The sequence below is a fragment of the Acetobacter aceti genome (genome assembly GCF_002005445.1).
Classification (GTDB): Bacteria; Pseudomonadota; Alphaproteobacteria; order Acetobacterales; family Acetobacteraceae; genus Acetobacter; species Acetobacter aceti_B.
Genome location: NZ_CP014692.1, coordinates 3,156,676 through 3,179,326 on the forward strand (window position 1 = coordinate 3,156,676; position 22,651 = coordinate 3,179,326).

A 22,651-nucleotide genomic window follows, 5' to 3' on the forward strand; every position below is an offset into this window, starting at 1 on the left:
TACATCCTGCCTGAATGATCATTTCATCAAGTCATCCCGGACGCTTCTTAGAAACTCTTTTCGGCAATACTCAACCTATTTTTAATGACGTTTTAAGGTCAACCGTCGACAGTTCAATCAAACCAGAGTTTTATTTTATGGACAGGTTTCATCGTGACACTCCTTTGCCGACAACGACGTTATCAGGCCCATCAGACAGGGATTTTTAGCGGCTTCTGTCATGAAGCGGACAAACGGGGCAGGGCTCCCTCTCTGCGCTGTCATCAAAGCCCATCGACCATTCAGAAAACTGTCGTGTGAAGAATGATTTTTTTGATCGTGAGATTTATGTGACAAACATGCCATCCGAGATGGCATGAGAGAACAGCCAGTCCGACCACGCCAAGTTCCGGCACTGTCGCTCCCTTCTGTCCGGTCAGCAGCAGGCGATCGGGATTTCGGACATTTTCAGGATGCGGATCAGCCGGGCCCTGTCCATCCGGTCTGCAAGTTCGCCACCCAGACCGGCGGGGAAAGCGGCGGGGAGAACGAACACCCCCGCCGCGAACGCCACGATCCATGACGCACCGCCAGCGATGGCCACAGAACCAGTGCGGTCAGGGCGTTACGCAGAAATATATCGCAGGGCGCAGAGGAAAACTGGCTGATCAGGCACTCATCCCACAGCGGAATGAACCTGATTAAGAGCCTGTGCAGCAAAATACCCTGCCGCAACAGACATCATGCAGAGCGCGACGGACAATCCGATATTCAGAAGGGCACGTTCAGGAGTTCCATTGCGGAGCAGATCAAGTGTCTGAAGGCTGAAGGAGGAGAACGTCGTATAGCCTCCGCAGATACCCACCATGAACACCAGACGGGCGGTATCGGAGACCTGTAGACGCCCGCCACCCGCCGTCAGCCCGGCGAAGAAAGCAATGGCGAAAGAACCGGTCACATTGATCAGAATAGTTCCCCAGGGAAGCGACTGGCTCCAGCGCGCCATCGCGAGGCCGATCCAGTATCGCAGAAGGGTTCCTGCGGCCCCGCCCAGCGCAATAAGGATCGTCGGTAGTAGGGTTGTGGGCATATCCTGTTCTGTCTCCGGTCCGGGAACTCTGTTTCAGTGGTGCGTCAGAATGGGAAGAGTATCGTGCGCAAGGATATCCTGCGTCACGCCACCGAAAAGCCATTCGAGAAAATGCGAGTGGGTGTAAGCCCCCATGATCAGAAGATCGCCTCCGGCTGAAAGGGCGCGTTTTCTGATCTCCTCTCCGGCAATGGAGGAGGAAATTATGAAACGATCAACGGAAACTTCGATATTTTCAGAACGCAGAACCTGAACGATTTCCGGTGTCTGCTCTTCATTCTCCCGTGTTTCGCCAATAATGAATGTGACGCGGGAAGCCCGTTCCAGCAGTGGGCGCGCCTGAAGGATGAGTTGATCCAGACTGGATGACGGATGCCATGCAATCACCGGGTGAACCGCCACAGTCTGCCTGTGCTGAAGCGGGGTGATGAGCACTGTCGCCTGAGCATCATATAACGCTCCATCAAAAGCCTGTCTGATATAATCAGGATCATCGGCAAGTGGACGGCCCAGGACTGTCAGATCAGCCTGCGCGGCCTGATCAGCGACAAGCTTTCGGGGGACACCGGAGACCTCACTCCACTCAATGACTCCCGATGGATGTGAAGAGGCAAGCCACTGTTCAAAAATCTTGTGCAAGGCAAAAGATCGAGCCATTCCCTCGCTCTCAAATCGTGTCCTTTCATCGACAGTGGGAAGACCTTCATCCGGTGACTGGAATCTTGGATCGACAGCAGCACGTGGATGAAGAATCCTGACATCAGAATCAGGGATTTTTTTCAAAAGAAGACGTGTTGTTTCCAGCGTGAAAAGCGCTGTCTCAGGGCGATCAAGAATGACGAGAATGCGCATGGCCACTTTCCCTGTGACTTAAGAATGCTGTCCGGAAATCCGGCTATTTTCTTGGCGTGGCCGCAAGGATGCCTGCATGATTTCTCGCAAGGCCACAGGATAATGCACACCCCGTCGAAGCAGATTTTGTGCATGACGGTTTCTGGAAAAAAGATGACTCATGATTCTGGACAGACCCCTCCCTCGGCGCTTCTTTAGCGAGGTAGGAATCATCAGCTCCGTTGAGCGGTTTGACCTTCGGAAAGGTCAGGCAGAATCCATTGCCTTCTGCTGCCAGTGTGCAAGCGTGACAGCCTTTCGTCAAGCAACCTGACAGGAAAATCGACACTCACTGGCAGGCATCAGGGCCAACATCCGGAATGCCGACGCGTATCCAGCATTGACATGATGAGGTCATTGCAGTTCTGGTACATTCTGTATGGTTCTTCATTCTGTTTTTGCAGGAAGAAGCTAAGAGGGAAGTCCGGTATAATGCCGGCGCTGCCCCCGCAACTGTAAATGGCGAGTTGCCAATCGCCTGTATGTCACTGGAAACCGTTTATTTCCGGGAAGACTGATTGGCCGCGATGACCCATGAGCCAGGAGACCTGCCATGCATGTTTCAACCACCGGCGGGGTGCCCGGGGCGGCTGTGTCGGGCATTGCGGTTCCCCGTCTGGAGAACTGTGTGCGAACGCTTCTGCCCTGTTCCTGTCATACCGAACAGGCATCAGATGGCTTTACTGTTTCCGGACAGGCACAACGAACGTGACGGCGACCTTCGTCCGCAACGATTGGCTTTGCATCAACACTATCCAGCGCTCCCCCTTTGCTTCTCTTTTCTGGTTGGAAGGCCGTCTACCGATCTGTCTTTTGCGAAGGCGCGCTATCAGGCTAGAAATCTGGCCAGCTACGGCATTGACGGACACCATGTGACAAACGCGCCCAGCTTTGTCTGGTCCTTTGGTATCATTGCTGATCATGGGCCATGGTATGGCGGCCTGCAGGTCCGCTGGCCTGGCGGTTATCCACTGGTTGAAGACAACAGTCTGCGATCGAAGGGCTATCAGGAGGTCAATCTGAACATCAGTTACCGCTTCACGAAGACTCTCAAACTGGAAGCCAGCGTCTTCAATGCCCATGCCTACGCCGCGCAATACGCCTATGATTACCGCCTGAGACCGGCCTCGGCGGCGCAGTCCGGAGCAACCGGCCATCCCATTAAGCCGATCTCGGCGCGATCTGCGGTGCAGTATGGCGTCTGATCTCGCGCAAGGGCACAAGCCCGCTCTCCGTCTCCGGATCATCGTGCTGGGAATCTGTCTGCTTCTTGCCAATCTGGGAATCTGGATATGGGCACTGGTGCTTTTCAGACACTCCCCCGTTCTGCTGGGCAATGCCCTCATTGCCTACGGGTTCGGACTCAGACACGCCGTGGATGCGGACCATATCGCCGCCATCGATAACGTGACCCGCCAGCTCATACAGGCGGGCAAACGCCCCCTGACGCTGGGTCTATGGTTTGCGATGGGACATTCGACAATTGTCATGATTGCGACATTCAGCACGATCATGCTGTCACACACCCTGCAGGATCGCCTCGATGCGTGGCGAGATATAGGAGGTGTGATCAGCACGGTTGTTTCGGCAACCTTCCTGTTCGTTCTGGCCCTGATCAATCTTCTGGTTCTGCTCTCAACCTGGAAGACCTACCGAAACGCCAAAAAGCACCCTGAGGAAAAGCCTGACAGCATCGAGAAACTTCTGGAGCAGAAAGGCGTGCTGGCGCGGTTTCTCAGACCGCTATTCAAGCTGGTTTCCAAAAGCTGGCATATGTTTTTTCTCGGATTCCTCTTCGGCCTGGGCTTCGACACGGCAACAGAGGTGTCCCTGCTGGGCCTGTCGGCATCCGAAGCCAGCCATGGTATCGCCCTTGCATCCATTATGGTTTTTCCAGCGCTTTTTGCGGCGGGAATGTCTCTCATTGACACGGCGGACGGGGTGCTGATGACGGGCGCTTACCAGTGGGCTTTTGTCGATCCCCTGCGCAAACTCCGTTACAATATCGCCATCACTCTGGTTTCCGTGCTCGTCGCGCTCATCATCGGCAGCATCGAGACGCTCAACCTTATTGCTGACCAGTTCAACATACAGGGAAAGCTCTGGAACATGATGGCGTCGTTGGGAGAGAGCTTCAATACACTTGGCTTTATTGTGATCGCGCTCTTCGCTCTGGCATGGGCGGGTTCCGCCATCATCTATCGTTACGGGAAGTATAAAAATACTGCTGGAAGATCGGAGTAAAGGTTCGGGTGCTCTTTCAATGAGTGACACCCGAGGTTGTCGCAATTCGTTAAATAAAGCGTTTCTCTGCCTGGCAAATACGCTTTCAGGGCTTTGCCCCGCATCCCACAAAGGGACACAGTCCCTTTGATCCCGACCTGTTGAAGCAGGCAGACAAAGCGGCTGTCGTCTTTTCCGAAAGCAGGGCGAAGCCCTCCCCTGCTTTCAGTGTGTGAAACATCCAGACCATAAAAAAACACCGCCCCGGAGAGGCGGTGTTTCAAATGTCGGCACGTCTCAGACGCTGAAACGATGACCTGAAAAATCAGTTATTCATCGCTTCAAAGAAGTCATTGTTCGACTTGCTGTATTTCAGCTTGTCGAGCAGGAACTCCATGGCGTCCATCGTGCCCATCGGCGCGAGGATACGACGCAGCACCCACATCTTGGAGAGCGTGGCGCGATCGACCAGCATCTCTTCCTTACGCGTGCCGCTCTTGGTGATGTCGATGGCCGGGAAGACACGCTTGTCGGCCAGCTTCCGGTCAAGGATGAGTTCGGAGTTACCCGTGCCCTTGAACTCTTCGAAGATGACTTCATCCATACGCGACCCGGTATCGATCAGCGCGGTCGCGATGATCGTCAGCGAGCCGCCTTCCTCGATGTTACGGGCCGCACCGAAGAAACGCTTCGGACGCTGGAGCGCGTTGGCGTCCACACCACCGGTCAGCACCTTGCCCGATGAAGGAACGACGGTGTTGTAGGCGCGGGCCAGACGGGTGATCGAGTCGAGCAGGATGACCACGTCGCGCTTGTGTTCGACGAGGCGCTTGGCCTTCTCCAGCACCATCTCCGTGACCTGCACGTGACGCTGTGCGGGCTCATCGAAGGTGGACGCCACGACTTCGCCACGCACGGAGCGGGCCATGTCGGTGACTTCTTCCGGACGTTCGTCGATCAGCAGAACGATCAGGAAGACTTCCGGATGGTTGGCGGAGATCGAACTGGCGATGCTCTGGAGCATCACGGTCTTGCCGGTGCGTGGCGGAGCGACGATCAGCGCGCGCTGGCCCATGCCGATCGGCGCGACAAGGTCGATGACGCGGGAGGTGAAGTCGCGCTGCGTACCCTTTTTGCCCTTGGTCGGAGGAGGCTCGACTTCGCCCTGACCCTCGACTTCCATCTGCAGACGGCGCTCAGGATAGAGCGGCGTGAGATTGTCGAAGTTGATGCGATGGCGGACTGCTTCGGGCGGCTCGAAGTTGATCGTGTTGACCTTCAGCAGCGAGAAGTAACGCTCACCGTCGCGCGGGGCGCGGATCTGGCCTTCCACCGTGTCGCCCGTGCGCAGGCCGAAGCGGCGCACCTGAAGGGGAGAAATATAGATGTCATCGGGGCCGGGGAGGTAGTTGGCCTCCGGGGAACGGAGATAGCCAAAACCGTCCGGCAGGATTTCCAGTGTTCCTTCGCCGTAAATCGCCTGGTCATTATCGGCCAGCGTCTTGAGAATGGCGAAAAGAAGCTCCTGCTTGCGAAGAGAGGAAGCATTCTCCACACCGAGTTCTTCGGCATAGGAAAGAAGATCGGCCGGAGATTTGGCCTTGAGTTCAACGAGATGCATTCAGTGCGCCTTGATGTGGCAGGCAGGATACCGGGAGGGTCAGGGTTTTCGCAGGCTTACGACCGTCTGGTGAAGCCCCGGAATATCACGACATGTGCCGTGTCCGATGGCGAAATCCTGATTTTAAGGAACGCATTGGCAAAAAACCCGCCAATGGTGTTTGTCGAGTAGACACGTGTTTTTATTCTGTCAAGTGATTTATCGCACGGATCGTCAGTTCTGATGGCGGACTGTACGGAGCAGGCGTCAGAGCTGCCCTGAAACCCGTTTTTGTTAACCAATACTGTCCCGTAGAGACGTCAGGCGAAATTGCATTCAGCAGTTGTGCATTCAGGGAGGCAGGTGTCAGGCGCGTTCTGATACTCCCTGACACCGTCTCCAGCCCGCATGACCCGTTGAAAATCATGACACGATCCGGAAAAACAACCCTGAAAGAGCAGGAGGCGCTGCGCTCAGGCGTGGCAGGTGAGAGAATGCCATGAAGTGCGCCGACCCTGACCGGGCGCAGGGACGCGTCAAGCTGGGCGAACTCACCTGTGAAGGACCGGGTGTCCGTATAATGAAACCCGACCAGAAGACGCATCGGCTCCGTGCCGGAAAGACCCCCGTACTGCTGCGGTTCCGTCGTCATCCGGTTGAGAAAGCCTGTCGTCTCTTGCGGCTTTTCCGCGCCCCCCGCCAATGCGGGCGCGCTGGCAAGGATGCAGAAAACAAGAGCCGGGAGAGTGAAAGATCTCAGCATATCGAGGTATCTCCGACCTATCTGTTGTCTGTCTTGAGCCAGCCGATCCGCCAGAACCACAGAAGCGGCAGAATAACCGAAACAACCATGGCGCACAGGGAATACCAGTATCCATAGGCCCAGCTTAATTCGGGAATATCCTTGAAGTTCATGCCGTATATACCGGCAATCAGTGTCGGCGCGACGCCGATGAAGCTGACCACAGTCAGGATCTTCATGCCGTCATTCTGTTCTATGCTGATAAAGCCCAGGGCCGCATCGAGCAGAAACTGAATCTTGTTGGAAAGCTGGGAGACAAAGTCCGTCAGGGACGTGACATCGCGACTGACTGTGGCGAGCCTTGCGGCAAGACCGTTCGGCAGCGTGTGCTTGCGGTTCTCGCTGATGAAAATCGAAATCCGGTCAAGCCCAAGCAGACTGTCCCGGATCAGCGAACTGAAATCTTCCGCATGCCCCACCCGTCGCAGAATGGTGCGCTGCCAGGATGCGAGTCTCGTGCTGCCTTTGGGATCGTATCCTGCGAATACGTCCCTCGAGAGCTGATTCAGATTGAGCCCCACATGCTCAAGAACATCCGCCAGACGGTCCACAATACATTCGAGAATCATGACCAGACTGTCGTCGCTGCTGAAACTGGCCTTCGATTCCGCGACCTGGCGCGCCGCGTTGTCGAAGGAGGCGTAGTCCGAAAAACGGACCGTTACGAGCCAGTTGGGCGTCAGCACAAAACCGATCGGGGAAGAGTAAAGATCTGTCTCCGTGCGCCGCACCAGCGGTAGCGACATGTAAACAGCGTCATCATCGGTATGAAGTCTGGAAGAACTTTCAATCTCTTCCAGATCGCTGCGCTGTGGAATGACCTTGCCGGTCAGATGAGCGGCCAGATCGCGCTCCGTGTCCGTTGGATCAACCAGATCGAGCCAGACAGCGCCAGCGGCGTCCTTCTCCGTCCCGACCGCGCAGGCAGGTTGGCCGTTCCTGTGAGCCAGAAACATGAAAACGCTCCTACGGTTAACCCAGTTGTGTGCGTTCTCGCAAAAAGCAGCGTCGGGAGCAAACGCCCGAACCACAGGGAAAGCGGATGCCGGACGCCATCGCCTCTACAGAAGCAATAGAAAAACGCGGAAACCCGACACTCCAGCAGAGGCTGTTAGCGCCGCTATCCACAGACAAACCAGAGGCGGAACAACACGCTTTCCGCGAAACCAACCCGTGTCAGTTGGGGAAAACGACGCAAAAGAAATAACCGGTGAAGGAAATTTCCCTTCAGTCCTTGCCGAATGACGACAAGAGAATCACCTGTTTCAGGCGTGAGGATGAAGCTGCGGGCAAGCAGCCAGTCGAGATTGGAACGAAAGATCGCCATGAAGGCTTTCGGCCCCCTGCGGAGAGCCGCCCTGCCACGCTTCAGCCAGGATGGCGCGGCGCCAATGGCGTTGGCGTTGTGCTGACGATAGAGCAGGGCCGGACGATTATCCGTGCAGACTACTCCTCCCGCCGTCACAACCGTCAGATAAACCCACCAGTCATGCAGGATAAGCGGAGGCGGAGGCTGCGTCGCCATGAGCAGATCAAAGGCTTTCCCGTTGAATACGACCGTGCATCCGGTGGCGATGTTCTGCGTCAGGGCTGAAAGGCGGCCGGAAGGCGCGGTCAGGAAAGGGGAGAGACCAATGGGTTGCAGAATATTGTTCGTGAGGATCTGCCGGGCACAATACAGGGCCGGCGTTCCTGCCGGGATATCTCCGAGAGCTACGACTGCGCGCCGCAGCTTGTCCGGGAGCCAGAGGTCATCCTGGTCCGCGAAGGCGACCATGGTGCCGGGCTGCACATGTTCCAGAAGACGACGGTAGGATTCGGCAATACCCAGGCAGGCCGATGTTTCAGCGTCAACTTCCTGACAGCGTCCTGCGCCGCGATGAGCCGCGAAAGCGCGGACAATGGAGCGGGAAGCATCGGATGATCCATCATCCCGCCAGACCAGTGTCCAGTTGCTGTAATTCTGCGCCAGAAAAGAATCGAGCTGTGTGTTCAGATAGGCTTCGCCATTGTGAACCGACAGCAGGATTGTCACTCCGGACGCAGCGTTTCTCGCTCTTGAAGAAACAAGTCGGGGAACACGGGCCGGAGATGAGGCATCGTCGTCAGAAATCATGAAGATGCGCTCATCACCCGGCGATGCCCGTCAGCCGGCCTTGTCGGAAAACAGCGTGTCGACCGTGCGCGTAACGCTCTGACGCCAGTCCGGCATCTTTACGCCGAACACGCTGTTCAGCTTGCTGTTATCCATGCGGGAATCAGCCGGACGCTTGGCCGGTGTCGGCCAGTCTTCCGTACGGATGGCTGAAACTTCCGGCATCTTCTGACCGTGACGTGCTGCGTTTTCAAGTGCCGCGACAGCCAGTTCATGCCATGTCGCTTCACCCGTACCACAGGCGTGGTAGATGCCGGCATACCCGTCTTTCCAGCCATCACGCTCGATAAGCGCGATGATGGAGAGGATCGCCTCAGCCAGATCGTCCGAACTGGTCGGATTGCCGCGCTGGTCGCCCACCACCTTCAGGACCGGATTCTTCGCGCCGGCATTGATCATCGTGCGGACGAAGTTCTTGCCGTGCGCGGAGTAAACCCATGAGGTGCGCAGGATGATGGCCTTCGGATCAGCCGCCAGAACCTTCTGCTCGCCCTCGGCCTTCGTGCGTCCATAGACAGTGTCCGGAGAAACCGGATCGCTCTCCAGATAAGGAGCCCCTTTGTCACCGGAAAACACGTAGTCCGTGGACACATGAAGGAAGGGGATGTTGCGGCTGGCGCACGCCGCAGCCAGCAGTGCCGGTCCCGTGCAGTTGGCGGCATCCGCACCGGCGACTTCCGTCTCGGCGAGGTCAACAGCCGTCCATGCCGCGGCGTTCACCACGGCGGCTGGCCTGTGCGCGTCAAGCACGGCTTCGATGGTTTCCGGCTTTGCGAAATCGAACTCGGGACGCCCGACGCGATCAATGCGCGGGCCGCCAAGATTGGCCAGAGAGGTGGCGAGCTGTCCGTTACCGCCCGTGACGAGGATCGGACCTTTGCTGGAGGTATCGGTCATTTGTATTCGAACCACCCTTTGGCTGCGGAAAATTCCGGCGCTTCCAGATCCTTGTCGGACAGCACGGCTTCTTCCGGCTTGATCGGCCAGTCGATCGCCAGTTCCCTGCTGTTCCAGATCACCGCACGCTCGGACGCCTTGTCATACAGGCCTGTGCATTTGTACTGCACCTCTGCGTTTTCCGTCAGAGTGCAGAAACCATGCAGGAAGCCGGGCGGAATCCAGAGCTGTGACCAGTTCTCTTCGGACAATTCGGCAGCAACCCATTTGCCGTAGGTCGGGGAGCCTGTGCGGGCGTCGATGGCGACATCCCAGATCGCGCCCTTGGTGCAGCGCACGAGCTTGCCCTGTGCGTGCGGGTCGAGCTGGCAGTGCAGGCCACGCACGACGCCTTTCTGGCGCGACAGGCTCTGATTGTCCTGCACGAAGGGAAGCGTGATTCCGGCCTCCTTCATGCGGTCAACATTGTAGGTTTCGGAGAAGAACCCGCGATTGTCAGAGAATCGCGGCGGTGTGACGAGAATGACGTCGGGAATAGCCAGGCGCTCGACCTTCATAGACTCTACTCCATAAAAAACGGGCCATGACGACCCCTCTGAAACAAGCAAGGCACCGCAGCGGTGAACCTTCCCCCCCTGTCCGTCTGCCGGGCAAGGGGGAAGCAGGAGTTTCAGCCCTGCTGGCCGTGGTCAGCCAGTTCTTTCAGCACACGACCAAGTTCGGTCTTGCCCATTTTCGCCGCGTGATCCCGAAGCTGGTCCGCAGTGATGTACCCCATGCGGAAGGCCACCTCTCCCGGCGAGCCGACAAGCATGCCCTGACGCGCCTGAATCGTGTGGACGAACTGACCGGCCTGCATGAGGCTCTCGGGAAGTCCGGCGTCCAGCCACGCGCAGCCGCGCCCCAGACGATCGACCTGCAAGGTGCCTTCCTCAAGGTAGAAACGGTTGAGGTCGGTGATTTCCAGTTCGCCACGCGGGGACGGCTTCACCTTGCGGGCAAAGTCATACACACGGTCATCGTAGAAATAGAGGCCGGTGATGGCCCAGTTCGAAGCGGGCTCGGCGGGTTTCTCTTCAACCGTGAGAGCCTTGCCGGTCTCATCAAAGCTGACCACACCATAGCGTTCCGGGTCACGGACCTGATAGGCGAACACGGTCGCGCCCTTCTCGATCTTTCCAGCCTTCTGGAGCAGCGCGGACAGATGATCGGCGAAGATCAGGTTGTCACCAAGCACCAGGGCGCATGGGCTGCCTTTCAGCCACTCACCCGCGATCAGGAAAGCCTGCGCGATGCCGTCAGGTGTCGGCTGCTCACGATATTCGAAGCGGACACCGAACTGTGAGCCGTCGCCGAGCAGACGCTTGAACTGCGGCAGATCGGCAGGCGTGGAGATGATCATGATGTCCCGGATGCCGGCGAGCATGAGCGTCGTCAGCGGGTAGTAGATCATCGGCTTGTCGTAGACCGGCAGCAACTGCTTGCTGGCGGCGAGTGTCATCGGATACAGGCGCGTGCCTGAACCTCCGGCCAACAGAATACCCTTCATGTTGGTCTCGACTGGTGGTGCTTTAGTCATGATTATGCGCTTCCGGAGGGTTTATTTCTTGGCCTGACCGAGACGTTCGCCAGTATAGCGACGTGAACGGATGGATTCCCACCAGTCACGATTATCGAGATACCACTGGATGGTCCGACGGATACCTGACTCGAAGTTGTGCCTGGCTTTCCAGCCCAGTTCGGTCTCCGCATGGGTCGCATCGATTTCGTATTTGAAATCATGTCCGGGACGGTCGGTGACGAAACGGATAAGACGCTCGCGCGGACCAGCCGGATCAGGCAGAAGTTCGTCCAGAACCGAGCAGATCGTCTTCACGACCTCAAGGTTCGTGCGCGGCTGGCGGGCGCCGATGGCGTAGGTCTCGCCCGGCTTGCCGACTTCAACCGCCTTGACCAGCGCTTCCGCGTGATCTTCCACGAACAGCCAGTCACGAACGTTCTCGCCCTTGCCGTAGACCGGCAGTTCCTTGCCTTCGATGGCGTTGATGGTGACCAGCGGGATCAGTTTTTCCGGGAAATGCCAGATGCCGTAATTATTGGTCGTGTTGGTCACGAAGGTCGGCAGGCCATAGGTATGATACCAGGCGCGGACCAGATGATCGGAAGAGGCTTTCGAAGCGGAATACGGGCTGCGTGGATCGTAGGGCGTGGTCTCGGTGAACGGAGGATCGTCCAGCTCCAGCGCGCCAAAGACTTCGTCAGTGGAGATGTGGTGGAACCGGAACGCCTTGCGGGCAGCTTCGTCCAGTGTCTGCCAGTAGGTGCGGGTGGCTTCAAGCAGCGTATAGGTTCCGACCACGTTGGTCTGGATGAACACGCCGGGACCATCGATGGAGCGATCCACGTGGCTTTCAGCAGCCAGATGCATGACAGCGTCGGGACGGAACTCCTCGAACAGCTTCGCCAGCGCCGGGCCATCCGTGATGTTGACCTGTGCGAACTGGTAACGATCTGACGACGCGACGGCCGCCACCGTTTCCGGTGACGCGGCGTAAGTCATGCAGTCCACATTGAGCACCGAGTGTTCGGTAGCGCCGATAATATGGCGCACAACAGCGGATCCGATAAATCCACATCCGCCAGTGAGAAGAATACGCATCAAATCATCCCGTTTCGAGTGCCTTCCATAAGGGCACTACAGCCTATAGCGAAGGCTGGCCGGTACCGCCAGCACGTCACGTCACGCATCTGTTACAACAGGCGACACACCTGAGTATCGAATTAACCATACTTATGGCACTCTTGATGTTCATTTAACGGCAACAGGATGCTCTCATATTGGCACAGTCGTCCGCCCTCGCAGTTTTTCACTTCCTGAAACGGCCTGATCTTCGTTGTGTGGCGGAAGAAACACGTGCCGCGATTGTGGCGGGACGTTGCGCTTCCACCTTCGATATCAGCGGAAATACACCGGACAGGATGCGGCTTGTCTTCCCGGACAGAACCCTTCAGGCCGGACCGGCCTGGACCATCCGGCATGGTCTGGAACTGTCACTTCTGCTTGAGGGACTCCTGACCCAGGAGACCGGCCAGCCCTCTCTGCCGCTTCTGCTGAGGGCCAGTTTTGCCGCCGCTCGAACCGCGGCACTGTTCGAAGCGCTCGATGAAGGGTCTGGGCAGGGTCTGCCCTCGCCTGAAGGGCTCCTCCTCATGAAAGGCGACGAGCCGCCACCATCATCTGTTCTCATGCGGATATGGAAAACGCTGGAAACCCATCTCCCTGCCGGGATGAAAAGCGCCACGACACCATCCCTCCCGTTATTTGAGGCTGTTTTCTCGTGGCTGACAAAAGTATGGGCGCTCATCGGACCGCTGGAAGTCCTGATGGCGTCCGGAGGCGATGCGCGACTCCAGCTTGATCCCCGTAGCGGCCTCAACCATTACGGCTGCTCGCACCGGCCTCGCCCCTGGGCTGCGACTTTTGCCTCGTCCACGGCTTCTTCCGTTTCAGAGCGCGGCTTTGCGGCGGCGGAGCGAGTCCGGATTCAGTTGCAAAGGGCCCTGCTATACGACTGTAGCCATTCAACGCTTCTTGAAACGGCACGTAACGTGCGTAACAGGCTGGCTCGATATTATGGCCTGCCCGACGGCGAGCGTGTCATTCTCGCGCCATCTGGAACCGACTGCGAACTGGCGGCGCTCGCGATCGCGGAAATGAATCCGGCACACAAGCCGGTCACCAACATCCTCATCGCTCCTGAAGAAACCGGCCGGGGCGTTCCGCTGGCCGCCGCAGGCTGCCACTTCGCCACAGACACGGCGCATAGTCCGCATGTTCCTCGCGGCAACTGCATCGAAGGCTTCGGCTCCATCGCCGCGGATGCGGTTGAGGAAGTCCGGCTGCGGAATCCGGACGGAAGCGAAGTGGACGAAGCCATTCTGACAGAAGAGTGCCGGACTCATGTGGAGCGGGCGACCCGGGCAGGTCGTCATGTGCTCCTGCACCAGCTGGACCTCTCCAAAACCGGCCTTCTGGCTCCCAATGAGACGGCACTGGAGGCTTTTTCCAAAAAGTTCGGGCAGGATTGCGATATCGTGGTCGATGCCTGTCAGGCGCGCCTGATGCCCTCCCGCATCGGCGGGTGGGTCCAGGCCGGACGCGCCGTCATGGTCACGGGATCAAAATTCTTCACGGGACCGCCTTTCTGCGGGGCCCTTCTCCTGCCCGAGGCCTGGCGGTCACGACTTGATCACGGTGTTTTACCCGCCGGCCTGAAAGCCTACGCAGGCTGCGGTGAGTGGCCTGAGTGCGCAGCCACCCATAATCTGTCAGAGGCTGTGAATCACGGCCTCATTCTACGCTGGACCGCGGCTCTGGCTGAAATGGAAGCGCTCGCTTCCGTTCCACCGCTGGAGACACGCTGGCGTCTTGAGCGTTTTCTGTCGGGCGTCAGGGAGGCCATGGCGCAATGCCCGGACATTCTGCTGCTGGACACGCCGACGCCTGTGCGGGCTGTCCTGCCGGAGTCCTGGGATGACATGACCACCATCCTCAGCTTTCTGGTTCGCGCTCCGGACAGCAACGACACCGACGCCTTCATCCCGCTTGAGCTTGAGAAAACCCGTCTCCTCTATCACTGGCTGAACGCTGACCTCAGACCGGTTTTCCGTCCCGATGAACCGGAGCGCGAAAGCGTCGTAGCCGGCCTGCTCTGTCATATTGGCCAGCCTGTTGCGATGCCCAGCAAGGCTCTGAAGGGAGATATGGCTGGCGCCCTGAGAATTTCAGCCGGGGCCCGGCTGGTCTCCGGTGAGCCGATTCACGCAGAGTTGAGCACGGAAGTGCGTCTGGCGCGTGAAATTGCCGACGCCCGCCTGATTCTCGCAAAAATTTCCCTGATTTGTCATCACTGGGAACGCATTGCGCGGTATGACCCGCTACCGACTTACGCGCCCGCCACCCTGTCCGTTCCAGCTCCGGAGCGCAGCCTGTCACAACAGAATGGAGAGAAATGATGGCTTCAGCCGTCCCGGCCGCGTGCCCTGAAGAGCAGAAAAATCAGGGAAACTTCCTTGATGCGCCCCGGCTTGAAAGAGGTGTCACCCGTTTCTGGCTGATCCGGCACGCTCTCGTGGAACAGAATGCGCGCGCCATGATGTATGGCACGATGGATGTGCCCCTCTGTCCGGACAGCCTTGTTGCGCAGCAGCCCATGTATGAGGCCCTGGCCCGGCGTCTGCCTTCTGATGCATCGTGGTTCATCACTCCCCTCTCCCGCACCCGTCGCACGGCGGAAGCCATTCAGAATGCGGGATATGGCGAGAGGAGCGTGACTGTCGAGCCGGGTTTTCTGGAGCAGGAACTGGGGGAATGGCAGGGCCTGCCGCACGCCGAGTTCCCGAAGCGGCTTGAGCGTGCGCCCCATTACTTCTGGCCCCTTTCGGGCGAGGAACGACCGCCGGGCGGAGAAAGCATGGTCGATGTCTGCCAGCGTGTCGGCCATACGCTGAGCACGCTGGCGGTCCGTCATGCGAAACGGGATATGGTCGTCGTGAGCCATGGCGGCGCCATCAGGGCCGCGCTGGCGCATGCGCTCAGGATTGACGCTGACACCGCCCTGCATTTCTCGATCCAGAATCTTTCGCTCACGATTCTTGAATGCCATGACGGAGTCTGGCGGGTCGTGACCGCAAACGAACTGCCGGGGATCTGACCGGTTTTTATTGCTCTACCGCCACCGACGTTTCACTGAAGAAAAAATTACGCGGAATCTGCACTGAAGGGCTTGCACAGCGTGGAAGCCTGCTTTAAATCACCGCTCATCGCAGACGAAGCGGGCGTAGCTCAGGGGTAGAGCACAACCTTGCCAAGGTTGGGGTCGTGGGTTCGAATCCCATCGCCCGCTCCAGATTTTCCAAGGAAAATCAGGCGGTTAAAGACGTTCCTTCGGGACCGTTTTTTGTTTACAGTGTGCCGTAGCACAGGAATGTAAGCATTTTGTAAGCAGCCCGGAGCAAATCGGGGGTGGCTACGGCGTAGCGTGCCGAATCCCGTGGCACACATCGTCAGGATGTTCGGGCGGGTGATGTTCATAAGTAGAACAGCGCTCTTGAACGAGATGCCGGCTAACAAGAGTATGGCAAAGGCCGTCATGCCTGTGCTCCTGGCCGTTTCGCGATGCTCGTGACCCATGCATGCAGGGCGGAGGCCTCGTCTGGCAATGCCAGCTTCAGTCGGCTACGGGCGAAATCCAGCGTGACGAACGCGGTGATGTCAGCGATCGAGAAGGCATTGCCCGCGACATAGGGTACATCGCGCAGCCGGGTGTCCAGATCGGCCATGAAATCGGCCAGCCTCTGACGGCCGCGCGCGGTAAGCTCGGGGATTTGCGCATAGCCGTGTGGTCCGACCAGTGCGCGGCCCGACAGTCCCGGCAGGCTGTTCCGTACGGCTTCCATCGCGGCAAGATAGCCGTCGATCTCCATGCGCCGGTCCCACATGCCGATGATGGCGCGTTGTTCTCGCGTCGCGCCCATCAGAGGGGGATCGGGATGCAACTCCTCCAGATAACGGCAGATGACGGGCACCTCGCTGATCGCGGTGCCGTCGTCCAGTTCCAGGACGGGAACGGTGCAGGAGGGGTTAAGGAGGCGGAACGTGGGCGCGAACTGCTCGTGCTTCGCCAGATCAACTGTAACGATAGGAATCGTCAGCCCTTTCTCGGCGATGAAGAAGCGCACACGCCGTGGATTGGGGGCGGTGGGGTAGTCGTAAAGCTTCATGGCAATGCTGCGCGCGGGTGATGAGAGGGCGGAGACTCCGACTGTTCCCGGATGGTCGCGAGCATGCGGCGGCGGATCAGGCCGCTGACCGGGCGGATCAGATACCAATAGGGCGTGAAGCGACGCCTGGCCCGGTCCATGGCGCAAAACACGCGGGTTTCCGTCACCAGCAACTGGGTACCGTGTGGTCCCGGCTGGATGGAGAAGCCCAGAGCGAGCTTGCAGACGTCATCATGGCAAGGGGTGAGAAAAGCGTCCGTTGTGGGAATGTCGCACAATCCGTAATCCGCCCGCCAGAACGCGCCGACGAGGCCGTAGACCAGGGCGGCATCGCCTCGCCGTTCCAGCAGCGTGAAGTCGGTGAGGTCCAGATTCCGTTGCCGCGCATGGCCTAACAGCCGGGCGGGCATTTCGCGCAGGCGGATGGCGGCACGAACCAGCGGATCGTCCTGATTCCGCCATGCAGCCACCGCGTTCATGATGCGACTGGCCGGGGCGGAGATATCGACACTGTGTCGCTCGCTGAAATCGAAGCGCGGGATGAATTCGTCCAATAGGTTCATCATGCTTCCATTTCTCTTCGGCGAGGTGGTACATTAGCGCACTATGCCACAAGAGCATTTTGCACCGCAGCGCGGATATTGCGATGGCTTCATGGCGAAGGCAGAGAGTAACGTCATAATATATCGTGAACGAATTATTGTTGCAGACTTGAAAGCACAATGACTGGATTTTGGCAGGTCATGCCGAAGGTCTTCAAAAAATCGGGATAGACAGAAAATGTCGGTTCGGCGACCACCTCTCGATCTGCGGGAATTGCTGTTCGTGCGTGTCATCGCGAGGGAGGGAAGTATCCATGGAGCCGCACGGGCGCTGGGAGGCAAACAATCTGCCGTAAGCCGGTCCTTGCGGTTACTGGAAGAGCGACTTGGCGTCTCCCTTTTTCGACGCACGTCGAGCGGTGCCCGGCTCACCCCGGCGGGAGTTGCCTTTCTGCGAGAGGCTGAGAAGTTGCTCGATGGAACAGTCGGACTGTACGAGCGCACGCGGCGTTGGAGCCGGGGCGAGACCGGCGTCATCTCCGTGGGCGTCCAGGGCAGCATCCCACCCGGCCGGATCTCGGCGATACTGGAGTCGTACAGCCTTGCGCAACCCGGTATCTCCTTCACTTATCGGGATAATGCGAAAAAAGAACTGTTCCAGGCCCTGGAACAGGAGGAGATCGACCTCGCGATAATGACGCTGCCCCTGCCCGGCAGCATGGTGGCCACCGTCCCGCTCTGGAGCGATCGTGTCGTTGCGATCATGTCGGCCGAACATCCGATCGCACAGGTCGGAACCGCGTCATGGGCTGAGTTGCATGATGGAATCTTTCTGATCGGCAAGGATGATACCGGCGAGGAACTGCTCGCGCTCTTGATGCGCAAGATGCGGCAGGCGGGATTCGTGCCGGTGACACGTCAGGAGGCGGTCAGAAGCCTGCGGGTCGTCGCATTGGCAGCGAATGGCAGCGGCATCGCTCTGTTGCCGGATGCCTGGCTGGGTTTTCTGCCCGCTGCCATCCGGGAGCGGATCGCGGTAGTGGAAGTCATCGACGGGGACGGATTTTCCCACTTCGCCTATGGCGCGGCTTGGCATCGTGAGCGCTGCCCACCGGCCGCGAGGACAGTCATCCGTTTTCTGGAGCAGCAGGCGACTGCGTTTTAACGGGTGCCCGCCGTGGCTCCTGCCGGAGCTTTCGGAACGCGCGGTCGGAGGTGATAAAGCCACGGATCATGTGCGGTACGAGACGGGCCGGATCGACGGACTGGCCGTTCTGGCTGACCAGGGCAGCATAAGCGACGAGATCGCGATGCAGGTCCGCAGGCAGGTCCACGGTGACACGGACCGGCTTCTCGTCGGGAATTTCGGTGATGCGCAGCTTCGTCATGGAGCCGGTTCCTTTGGGTGCCAGGGTTTCAGGACAAGGTCGCGATTCAGGATAAGCGTGAACGGCAGGCCCGGGCGGTCTGTCAGCGTCGGCTGAATATTCAGGCTGCGATCAATCAGCCGGTTGCCGACCATAGAAAACCCGTTGCTCGCGCCGGAGCGGATGGCCTGCATCAGGTTGTTCTCGTTCCATGACGTCCCGGCCTCGGAGCCCACGCTGAGGAGGGTCGTGACGAGGGCCGCCTTGAACAGTTGCCCCCAATGATTGTTCACCTCATCGGACAGGCCAGACTGGCCGATGGCGTCGCCACCGGGCAGCTTTTCCAGGACGAGGCTTTCGCCATTCGGATAGATCAGCCGCGTCCAGATGATCTGGGTGCGCTGCTGCCCGAAGGAAATGCCGCTGTTATAGGCTCCGAACAGGGTGCTACCCTGCGGGACGAGCAAGAACCGGCCTGTCGGACTGTCATAGACGTTCTGGGTCACATGCCCCACGATCTGGCCGGGCAGATCGGAACTGATCTTCGTGTTCAGCGCGCCGGCAATGACGGTCCCGGCCTGGAGCATATAGGGCGAGGCGGGAGATACGATCCGGTCCGGGCTGACCGTCGCGCGATCCGGCTGACCTGCCAGAAAGGCGCGATTGCCGGTCTGCTGGTCGGGGCCGGTCGGTGATGCCTGTGCTCCGGGAGCGGTGGCCATGACCGGAATCGTCTGCGCAGCCTGGCCCTCCCGCGCCTCGATCTGCGCGAAGAGCCTGCTGGTGCGTGCCGCCTCGATCTCCTGATCGCCACGCCGGTCTCCCATGCCGGAAACCGGTCCCGCGCGACCGTTCCGCTGTGCATCGAGGATCGGCTTGCCGAGATCGCCGGGCAAAGGCGGCCCGAGTTTCGGGGTGGCGGTATAGTCATTGGGGAGTGCGGCCAGCCCGTCGGCCGAGGGGCGGGTGTCGGTGTCCTGTGCCCCCTGGAGCGGCCCCTTCTGCGCACCATTTTGCAGCGCGTAGCCCAGCGCAAGACCGATCGCGAGCATCCCCGCACCACCCAGCGTCCAGATGACGGGGCGCGAGAGCCGGACCACCGGCGGACGCTGCGCGCGCAGCCGCAGATCGGGAGAGGGCGGCGGGGATGATGGTCCTGTTCCGCTTCCGCTTGTGGTGGCTCCCGTATTCCCTTCCGGGCGCTCTTCCGCGCCGCTCATGACTTCCTGCCATCCGTGCGCACGATCCGTACCCGCTGCTCGGAATGCCTGTCGCCCAGCCGCAATTCGGCGGCGGCAAACAGGCAATCGACGATCATCCAGTTCTGCCGGACGCGGTAGTTCACCAATTCCGGCCCGCCATCGGCCCCCAACACGAACAGCGGCGGCAGTTCGCCCTGCCCGATACCGGACGGAAACGCGATATAGACCTTGTGGCCATCGTCAAACGCCCGGCTGGGCAGCCAGGGCGGCGTGCCACCTTTCACCGGCTGAATAGCGTAACGGAAATTCAGCGCATTCAGATCCAGCCCCGCATCCACCGGGGCTGCATCATCGGCGTCGCTGTCCTGCCGATGCAGGGCAATCAGGTCGTCCTCGGGATAATCCCAGGACACCGACGCCATATAGGTCGTGGGTGTCGCCCGCAGTTCGGCAAGGTAGCTCCTCCGGTCGGTATTGACGATCAGATTGGTGATGAGATCCGGTCGCGTCGGCTTGACCAGGATATGCACGCGCCTGGTCGTGCCCGCGCCACTGGTGGTATCGCCGACGATCCAGCGCACGGTATCACCCACCGCGACCGGGCCGGTACCCACCAGTTTTTCACCCGGCTGGAGCATAACGTCGGTGATCTCGCCGGGCGAAGCATAGACCTGATAGAGCGCTCCCGCGCTGTAGGGGTAAACCTGCACCGCGTTCACGTAACCGGCCCGCGTCGGCTGGATGCGAGCGGCAAGATTGGCCTGGGTCACGCGCACGGTAGGGTCAGCCGCCTCGGGCACGACATGGGTACGCCGTAAGGGCGGAAGCGGCTTGAGCTGGCCCGGCAGCGGGAGTGGCTGTGGCACCTCCGCCACCCGCACAGGCTTCGGCGGATCAGGCAGGAGCGTGGCCTGGGCCGCGTCGTCATATCGTATGACGGGTGGATGGTACTGTTGCGCGCAACCCGCCAGGGGCAGGGTTAGCAACGGCAAAGCACGAAGAGCGCGACGGATCATTGCCCGAGTTCCTTCGACCAGTTGATGGCAGAGACGTAGATTCCAAGCGGGTTTTTCCGAAGATGATCAGCGTCGCGCGGCGTGCGCAGAACAACCGACACGATGGCGGTCCAGCGTTCGGTGCCGGTGAACGCGCCGTCACGGTAATGGCGCTCGGTCCAGGCGACGCGGAAGCTGGCGGGCGAGGCCCGGATTACCGAAGCGATGTCCAGCTCGACCTGCTCGTGCCCGATCCGCGAAAACGGATCATTCAGGCGGGCATAATCGTTCAGCGCCACGGCACCAGAAACGCTGGTGAAATTATAGGCGCGCAGCCAGTTATGCCGGACCACGACGGCATCGGATGACAGGGAGCGCACGTCGTGGACGAACTGTGCCAGATACCAGGCAATCTGCGGATCAGCGGGCATGTAGCCGGACGTCGCCGGCGCCACGACCTGCGCCTGACCGAGCGTGTCGACCTGCACGACCCACGGCGTGATGGTGCCGCGCGCGGACTGCCAGACCAGCCCGGCCCCGAGACCTGCGGACAGGAACAGGGAACCGAACGCCATCAACCGCCAGTTGCGGGCCTGCACACGGGCCGAGCCGATGCGCTCATCCCAGATCTGTGCGGCTTTCTGGTAGGGCGTGACGGGCTCGGGCGTGGTCCCGTAGCGTGTTGTGGAGCGACGGAACATCATTCTTTCTCCGAGAGATCGATGGACGTGGACCCGCCCCCGCCATCGGCGGAGCGGATGATATGGGCGGCCTCGGCAGCATGGGTGGCGGCGTTGCGGCGCTTCATCTTTCGCGCCCAGCGGGGCGGCTTGCCGTCGGAGCCGTCGCCGCCATCGGGGCCGCCGCCAGGGTTACCGCTACCGGCAGGCCCGGTACCGGGATCACCTCCGCCGCCGGACGGGCCTGAAGATCCACCGTCACCCGATGGCCTATCGCCTTCTCCGCCGGCGCCCATCGCACCGGCGGCCCAGCGTCCGCCAGCAGAGTAGCTTTCCTTCAACGAGGATGTTGCCGCGCCGACCTTGTTCTTCACGGCGTTCATCGCAGCACCACCAGCGGCGCGACCGACATTGCCAGCCGCCGACGCCATGCCCGCCGCGCCGGTCTGTCCGGCTGCTCCCATGGAGTAGGCTGTCGTGGCGGCACCTGCGACGGCAGCCCCGCCGCGCGCTGCCGCGGCCGTCGCACCAAGCGCGGCAGCGCCCCCAGACGCCAGGGCAGCGGGCGCGGCAACAGCCGCAGCACCCATCGCGCCCACCGCCATTGCGGTTCCGGCCGCTGCCCCGGCACCAAGCTGCGGGGCACCGGAGATCAGCCCATTGGCGAGAGAGCCGCCGAAAATGGCGAGACCCACGATGCAGAGCGACGCCAGAACAACGGACAGCGCCTGGCCGATGGTGGGCGCACTATCACCGTAGGACGTCGTGAACTGCCTGAACAGCACGGAGGCGATGGCGGAAATGACCGCCAGCACCATGATCTTCACACCGGACGATACGACATTGCCCAGCGCCTTCTCGGCCAGGAAAGCGGTGCGATTGAACAGGGCGAACGGGATCAGCACGAAACCGGCTAGGCTGGTCAGCTTGAACTCGACGATCGCCACGAAGAGTTGCACCGCGAGAATGAAGAAGGCCGCCAGCACGATGAACCAGCACAGGACCAGGACGAGGATCTGCACGATGCTGGCCAGCGCACCGAACGAAAACGCCAGTTTACTCGCCGCATCCAGAAGCGGTTGCGCGGCATCGAGCCCGGTCGCCGCCAGTCGGCCGGGGTGCATGAAGTCCGCAATTGCCAGCGTGCCGCCGCCGGCCTTGAGACCGAGGGCCGCGAAACTGTTGAAAACGATCCCCGACAGGCCGCTGAAATGGTCGATGATGAAGGCAAAGAAGCCGATATACAGCGTCTTCTTCACGAGACGCTGGACGATGTCCTCGTCGGCCGCCCACGCCCAGAACAGCCCCGCCAGCACGATGTCCAGCACCGAGAGCGAACCCGCGAGCGACACCACGCTTCCCCGGACCAGACCGAAACCGCTGTCGATCGTGGTCTCGAAGGTATTCAGGAAGCCGTCGATGATGCCGACATTGTCGCTCGCCAT

23 protein-coding genes, 1 tRNA gene and 2 riboswitches are annotated in these 22,651 nt (G+C 59.8%); of the genes, 6 read left to right on the forward strand and 18 right to left on the reverse strand.

Translation table 11 applies throughout. The features are described from left to right. Positions 1 to 415 precede the first annotated feature (415 nt). The 3 genes from A0U92_RS18365 to A0U92_RS14350 all read right to left on the reverse strand — a co-directional run bounded on the left by A0U92_RS18365 (position 416) and on the right by A0U92_RS14350 (position 1,921). Positions 416 to 583, reverse strand: a complete 168-nt coding sequence (locus A0U92_RS18365; protein ID WP_236748166.1) for a hypothetical protein — start codon at positions 581 to 583, stop codon at positions 416 to 418. 72 nt (positions 584 to 655) lie between these two features. Beyond that, positions 656 to 1,069, reverse strand: coding sequence for a fluoride efflux transporter CrcB (gene crcB / locus A0U92_RS14345; protein ID WP_077813784.1), 414 nt, complete (start codon positions 1,067 to 1,069; stop codon positions 656 to 658). A 33-nt stretch (positions 1,070 to 1,102) separates the two neighbouring features. Further along, positions 1,103 to 1,921 (reverse strand): universal stress protein, encoded by an 819-nt coding sequence (locus A0U92_RS14350; RefSeq protein WP_077813785.1) that lies wholly within the window; start codon positions 1,919 to 1,921, stop codon positions 1,103 to 1,105. A gap of 196 nt (positions 1,922 to 2,117) precedes the next feature. Then, positions 2,118 to 2,195, reverse strand: a riboswitch (Fluoride riboswitch). Positions 2,196 to 2,323: 128 nt separating this feature from the next. After that, a riboswitch (cobalamin riboswitch) is annotated at positions 2,324 to 2,530 on the forward strand. Positions 2,531 to 2,634: 104 nt separating this feature from the next. Here A0U92_RS14350 and A0U92_RS14355 point away from each other — a divergent pair. Further along, positions 2,635 to 3,165 (forward strand): TonB-dependent receptor domain-containing protein, encoded by a 531-nt coding sequence (locus A0U92_RS14355; protein WP_236748167.1) that lies wholly within the window; start codon positions 2,635 to 2,637, stop codon positions 3,163 to 3,165. Next, complete coding sequence (locus A0U92_RS14360) at positions 3,155 to 4,204, forward strand: HoxN/HupN/NixA family nickel/cobalt transporter (protein ID WP_077813786.1); 1,050 nt, start codon at positions 3,155 to 3,157, stop codon at positions 4,202 to 4,204. Before A0U92_RS14355 ends, A0U92_RS14360 begins: the two co-directional genes overlap by 11 nt. A 304-nt stretch (positions 4,205 to 4,508) precedes the next feature. Here A0U92_RS14360 and rho read toward each other — a convergent pair whose 3' ends face one another. The 8 genes from rho to rfbB all read right to left on the reverse strand — a co-directional run bounded on the left by rho (position 4,509) and on the right by rfbB (position 12,296). After that, positions 4,509 to 5,804 carry a transcription termination factor Rho gene (rho, locus tag A0U92_RS14365; protein WP_077813787.1) on the reverse strand — a complete coding sequence of 432 codons (1,296 nt, stop codon included), beginning with the start codon at positions 5,802 to 5,804 and terminating at the stop codon, positions 4,509 to 4,511. Between the two features lie 181 nt (positions 5,805 to 5,985). After that, positions 5,986 to 6,546 (reverse strand): hypothetical protein, encoded by a 561-nt coding sequence (locus A0U92_RS14370; protein ID WP_077813788.1) that lies wholly within the window; start codon positions 6,544 to 6,546, stop codon positions 5,986 to 5,988. Positions 6,547 to 6,563: 17 nt separating this feature from the next. Further along, a complete protein-coding gene (locus tag A0U92_RS14375; RefSeq protein WP_077813789.1) occupies positions 6,564 to 7,541 on the reverse strand; it encodes a magnesium transporter CorA family protein in 978 nt (325 codons plus the stop codon). A gap of 164 nt (positions 7,542 to 7,705) precedes the next feature. Next, positions 7,706 to 8,701, reverse strand: coding sequence for a glycosyltransferase (locus tag A0U92_RS14380; protein WP_077813790.1), 996 nt, complete (start codon positions 8,699 to 8,701; stop codon positions 7,706 to 7,708). 30 nt (positions 8,702 to 8,731) lie between these two features. Then, positions 8,732 to 9,637, reverse strand: coding sequence for a dTDP-4-dehydrorhamnose reductase (gene rfbD / locus A0U92_RS14385; protein ID WP_077813791.1), 906 nt, complete (start codon positions 9,635 to 9,637; stop codon positions 8,732 to 8,734). After that, on the reverse strand, positions 9,634 to 10,194 hold the full coding sequence (gene rfbC / locus A0U92_RS14390; RefSeq protein WP_077813792.1) for a dTDP-4-dehydrorhamnose 3,5-epimerase: 561 nt from the start codon (positions 10,192 to 10,194) through the stop codon (positions 9,634 to 9,636). Before rfbC ends, rfbD begins: the two co-directional genes overlap by 4 nt. Positions 10,195 to 10,307: 113 nt before the next feature. Next, on the reverse strand, positions 10,308 to 11,186 hold the full coding sequence (gene rfbA / locus A0U92_RS14395) for a glucose-1-phosphate thymidylyltransferase RfbA (RefSeq protein ID WP_187668965.1): 879 nt from the start codon (positions 11,184 to 11,186) through the stop codon (positions 10,308 to 10,310). 51 nt (positions 11,187 to 11,237) lie between these two features. After that, positions 11,238 to 12,296, reverse strand: coding sequence for a dTDP-glucose 4,6-dehydratase (gene rfbB / locus A0U92_RS14400; protein WP_077813794.1), 1,059 nt, complete (start codon positions 12,294 to 12,296; stop codon positions 11,238 to 11,240). A 179-nt stretch (positions 12,297 to 12,475) separates the two neighbouring features. Between rfbB and A0U92_RS14405 the strand changes: the two genes are divergently transcribed. From A0U92_RS14405 to A0U92_RS14415, 3 genes are all read left to right on the forward strand, one after another. Next, positions 12,476 to 14,653 (forward strand): hypothetical protein, encoded by a 2,178-nt coding sequence (locus A0U92_RS14405; RefSeq protein WP_077813795.1) that lies wholly within the window; start codon positions 12,476 to 12,478, stop codon positions 14,651 to 14,653. After that, positions 14,650 to 15,351 carry a histidine phosphatase family protein gene (locus tag A0U92_RS14410; RefSeq protein WP_077813796.1) on the forward strand — a complete coding sequence of 234 codons (702 nt, stop codon included), beginning with the start codon at positions 14,650 to 14,652 and terminating at the stop codon, positions 15,349 to 15,351. The genes A0U92_RS14405 and A0U92_RS14410 overlap by 4 nt, the downstream gene beginning before the upstream one ends. A 120-nt stretch (positions 15,352 to 15,471) precedes the next feature. After that, positions 15,472 to 15,546 (forward strand) — tRNA-Gly (locus tag A0U92_RS14415). A gap of 241 nt (positions 15,547 to 15,787) precedes the next feature. Here the strand turns inward: A0U92_RS14415 and A0U92_RS14420 are convergent. Together A0U92_RS14420 and A0U92_RS14425 are read right to left on the reverse strand one after the other, a co-directional pair. Further along, the gene (locus A0U92_RS14420) at positions 15,788 to 16,420 is read right to left on the reverse strand and encodes a glutathione S-transferase family protein (protein WP_010516374.1); all 633 of its coding nucleotides are present in this window, start codon (positions 16,418 to 16,420) and stop codon (positions 15,788 to 15,790) included. After that, complete coding sequence (locus A0U92_RS14425; RefSeq protein ID WP_010516376.1) at positions 16,417 to 16,986, reverse strand: hypothetical protein; 570 nt, start codon at positions 16,984 to 16,986, stop codon at positions 16,417 to 16,419. The genes A0U92_RS14420 and A0U92_RS14425 overlap by 4 nt, the downstream gene beginning before the upstream one ends. A 214-nt stretch (positions 16,987 to 17,200) precedes the next feature. On the opposite strand from A0U92_RS14425, the gene A0U92_RS14430 reads away from it, so the two are divergent. Then, entirely contained in the window at positions 17,201 to 18,127 is a 927-nt protein-coding gene (locus A0U92_RS14430) for a LysR family transcriptional regulator (protein WP_010516378.1), read from the forward strand. Here A0U92_RS14430 and A0U92_RS14435 read toward each other — a convergent pair. Genes A0U92_RS14435 through trbL form a run of 5 tightly spaced genes read right to left on the reverse strand, consistent with a single transcriptional unit; the run spans position 18,090 to position 22,651 of the window. After that, positions 18,090 to 18,350, reverse strand: a complete 261-nt coding sequence (locus A0U92_RS14435; protein WP_010516380.1) for a DUF2274 domain-containing protein — start codon at positions 18,348 to 18,350, stop codon at positions 18,090 to 18,092. The two genes, A0U92_RS14430 and A0U92_RS14435, sit on opposite strands and share 38 nt — an antisense overlap. Next, positions 18,347 to 19,549: a TraB/TrbI/VirB10 family type IV secretion system protein gene (locus tag A0U92_RS14440; RefSeq protein ID WP_010516382.1), complete on the reverse strand. Its 1,203-nt coding sequence runs from the start codon at positions 19,547 to 19,549 to the stop codon at positions 18,347 to 18,349. The genes A0U92_RS14435 and A0U92_RS14440 overlap by 4 nt, the downstream gene beginning before the upstream one ends. Continuing rightward, positions 19,546 to 20,547 carry a P-type conjugative transfer protein TrbG gene (gene trbG / locus A0U92_RS14445; RefSeq protein WP_077813797.1) on the reverse strand — a complete coding sequence of 334 codons (1,002 nt, stop codon included), beginning with the start codon at positions 20,545 to 20,547 and terminating at the stop codon, positions 19,546 to 19,548. Before trbG ends, A0U92_RS14440 begins: the two co-directional genes overlap by 4 nt. Further along, positions 20,544 to 21,227 (reverse strand): conjugal transfer protein TrbF, encoded by a 684-nt coding sequence (gene trbF, locus A0U92_RS14450; protein WP_010516386.1) that lies wholly within the window; start codon positions 21,225 to 21,227, stop codon positions 20,544 to 20,546. Before trbF ends, trbG begins: the two co-directional genes overlap by 4 nt. Further along, on the reverse strand, positions 21,227 to 22,651 hold the full coding sequence (gene trbL / locus A0U92_RS14455; protein WP_077813798.1) for a P-type conjugative transfer protein TrbL: 1,425 nt from the start codon (positions 22,649 to 22,651) through the stop codon (positions 21,227 to 21,229). Before trbL ends, trbF begins: the two co-directional genes overlap by 1 nt.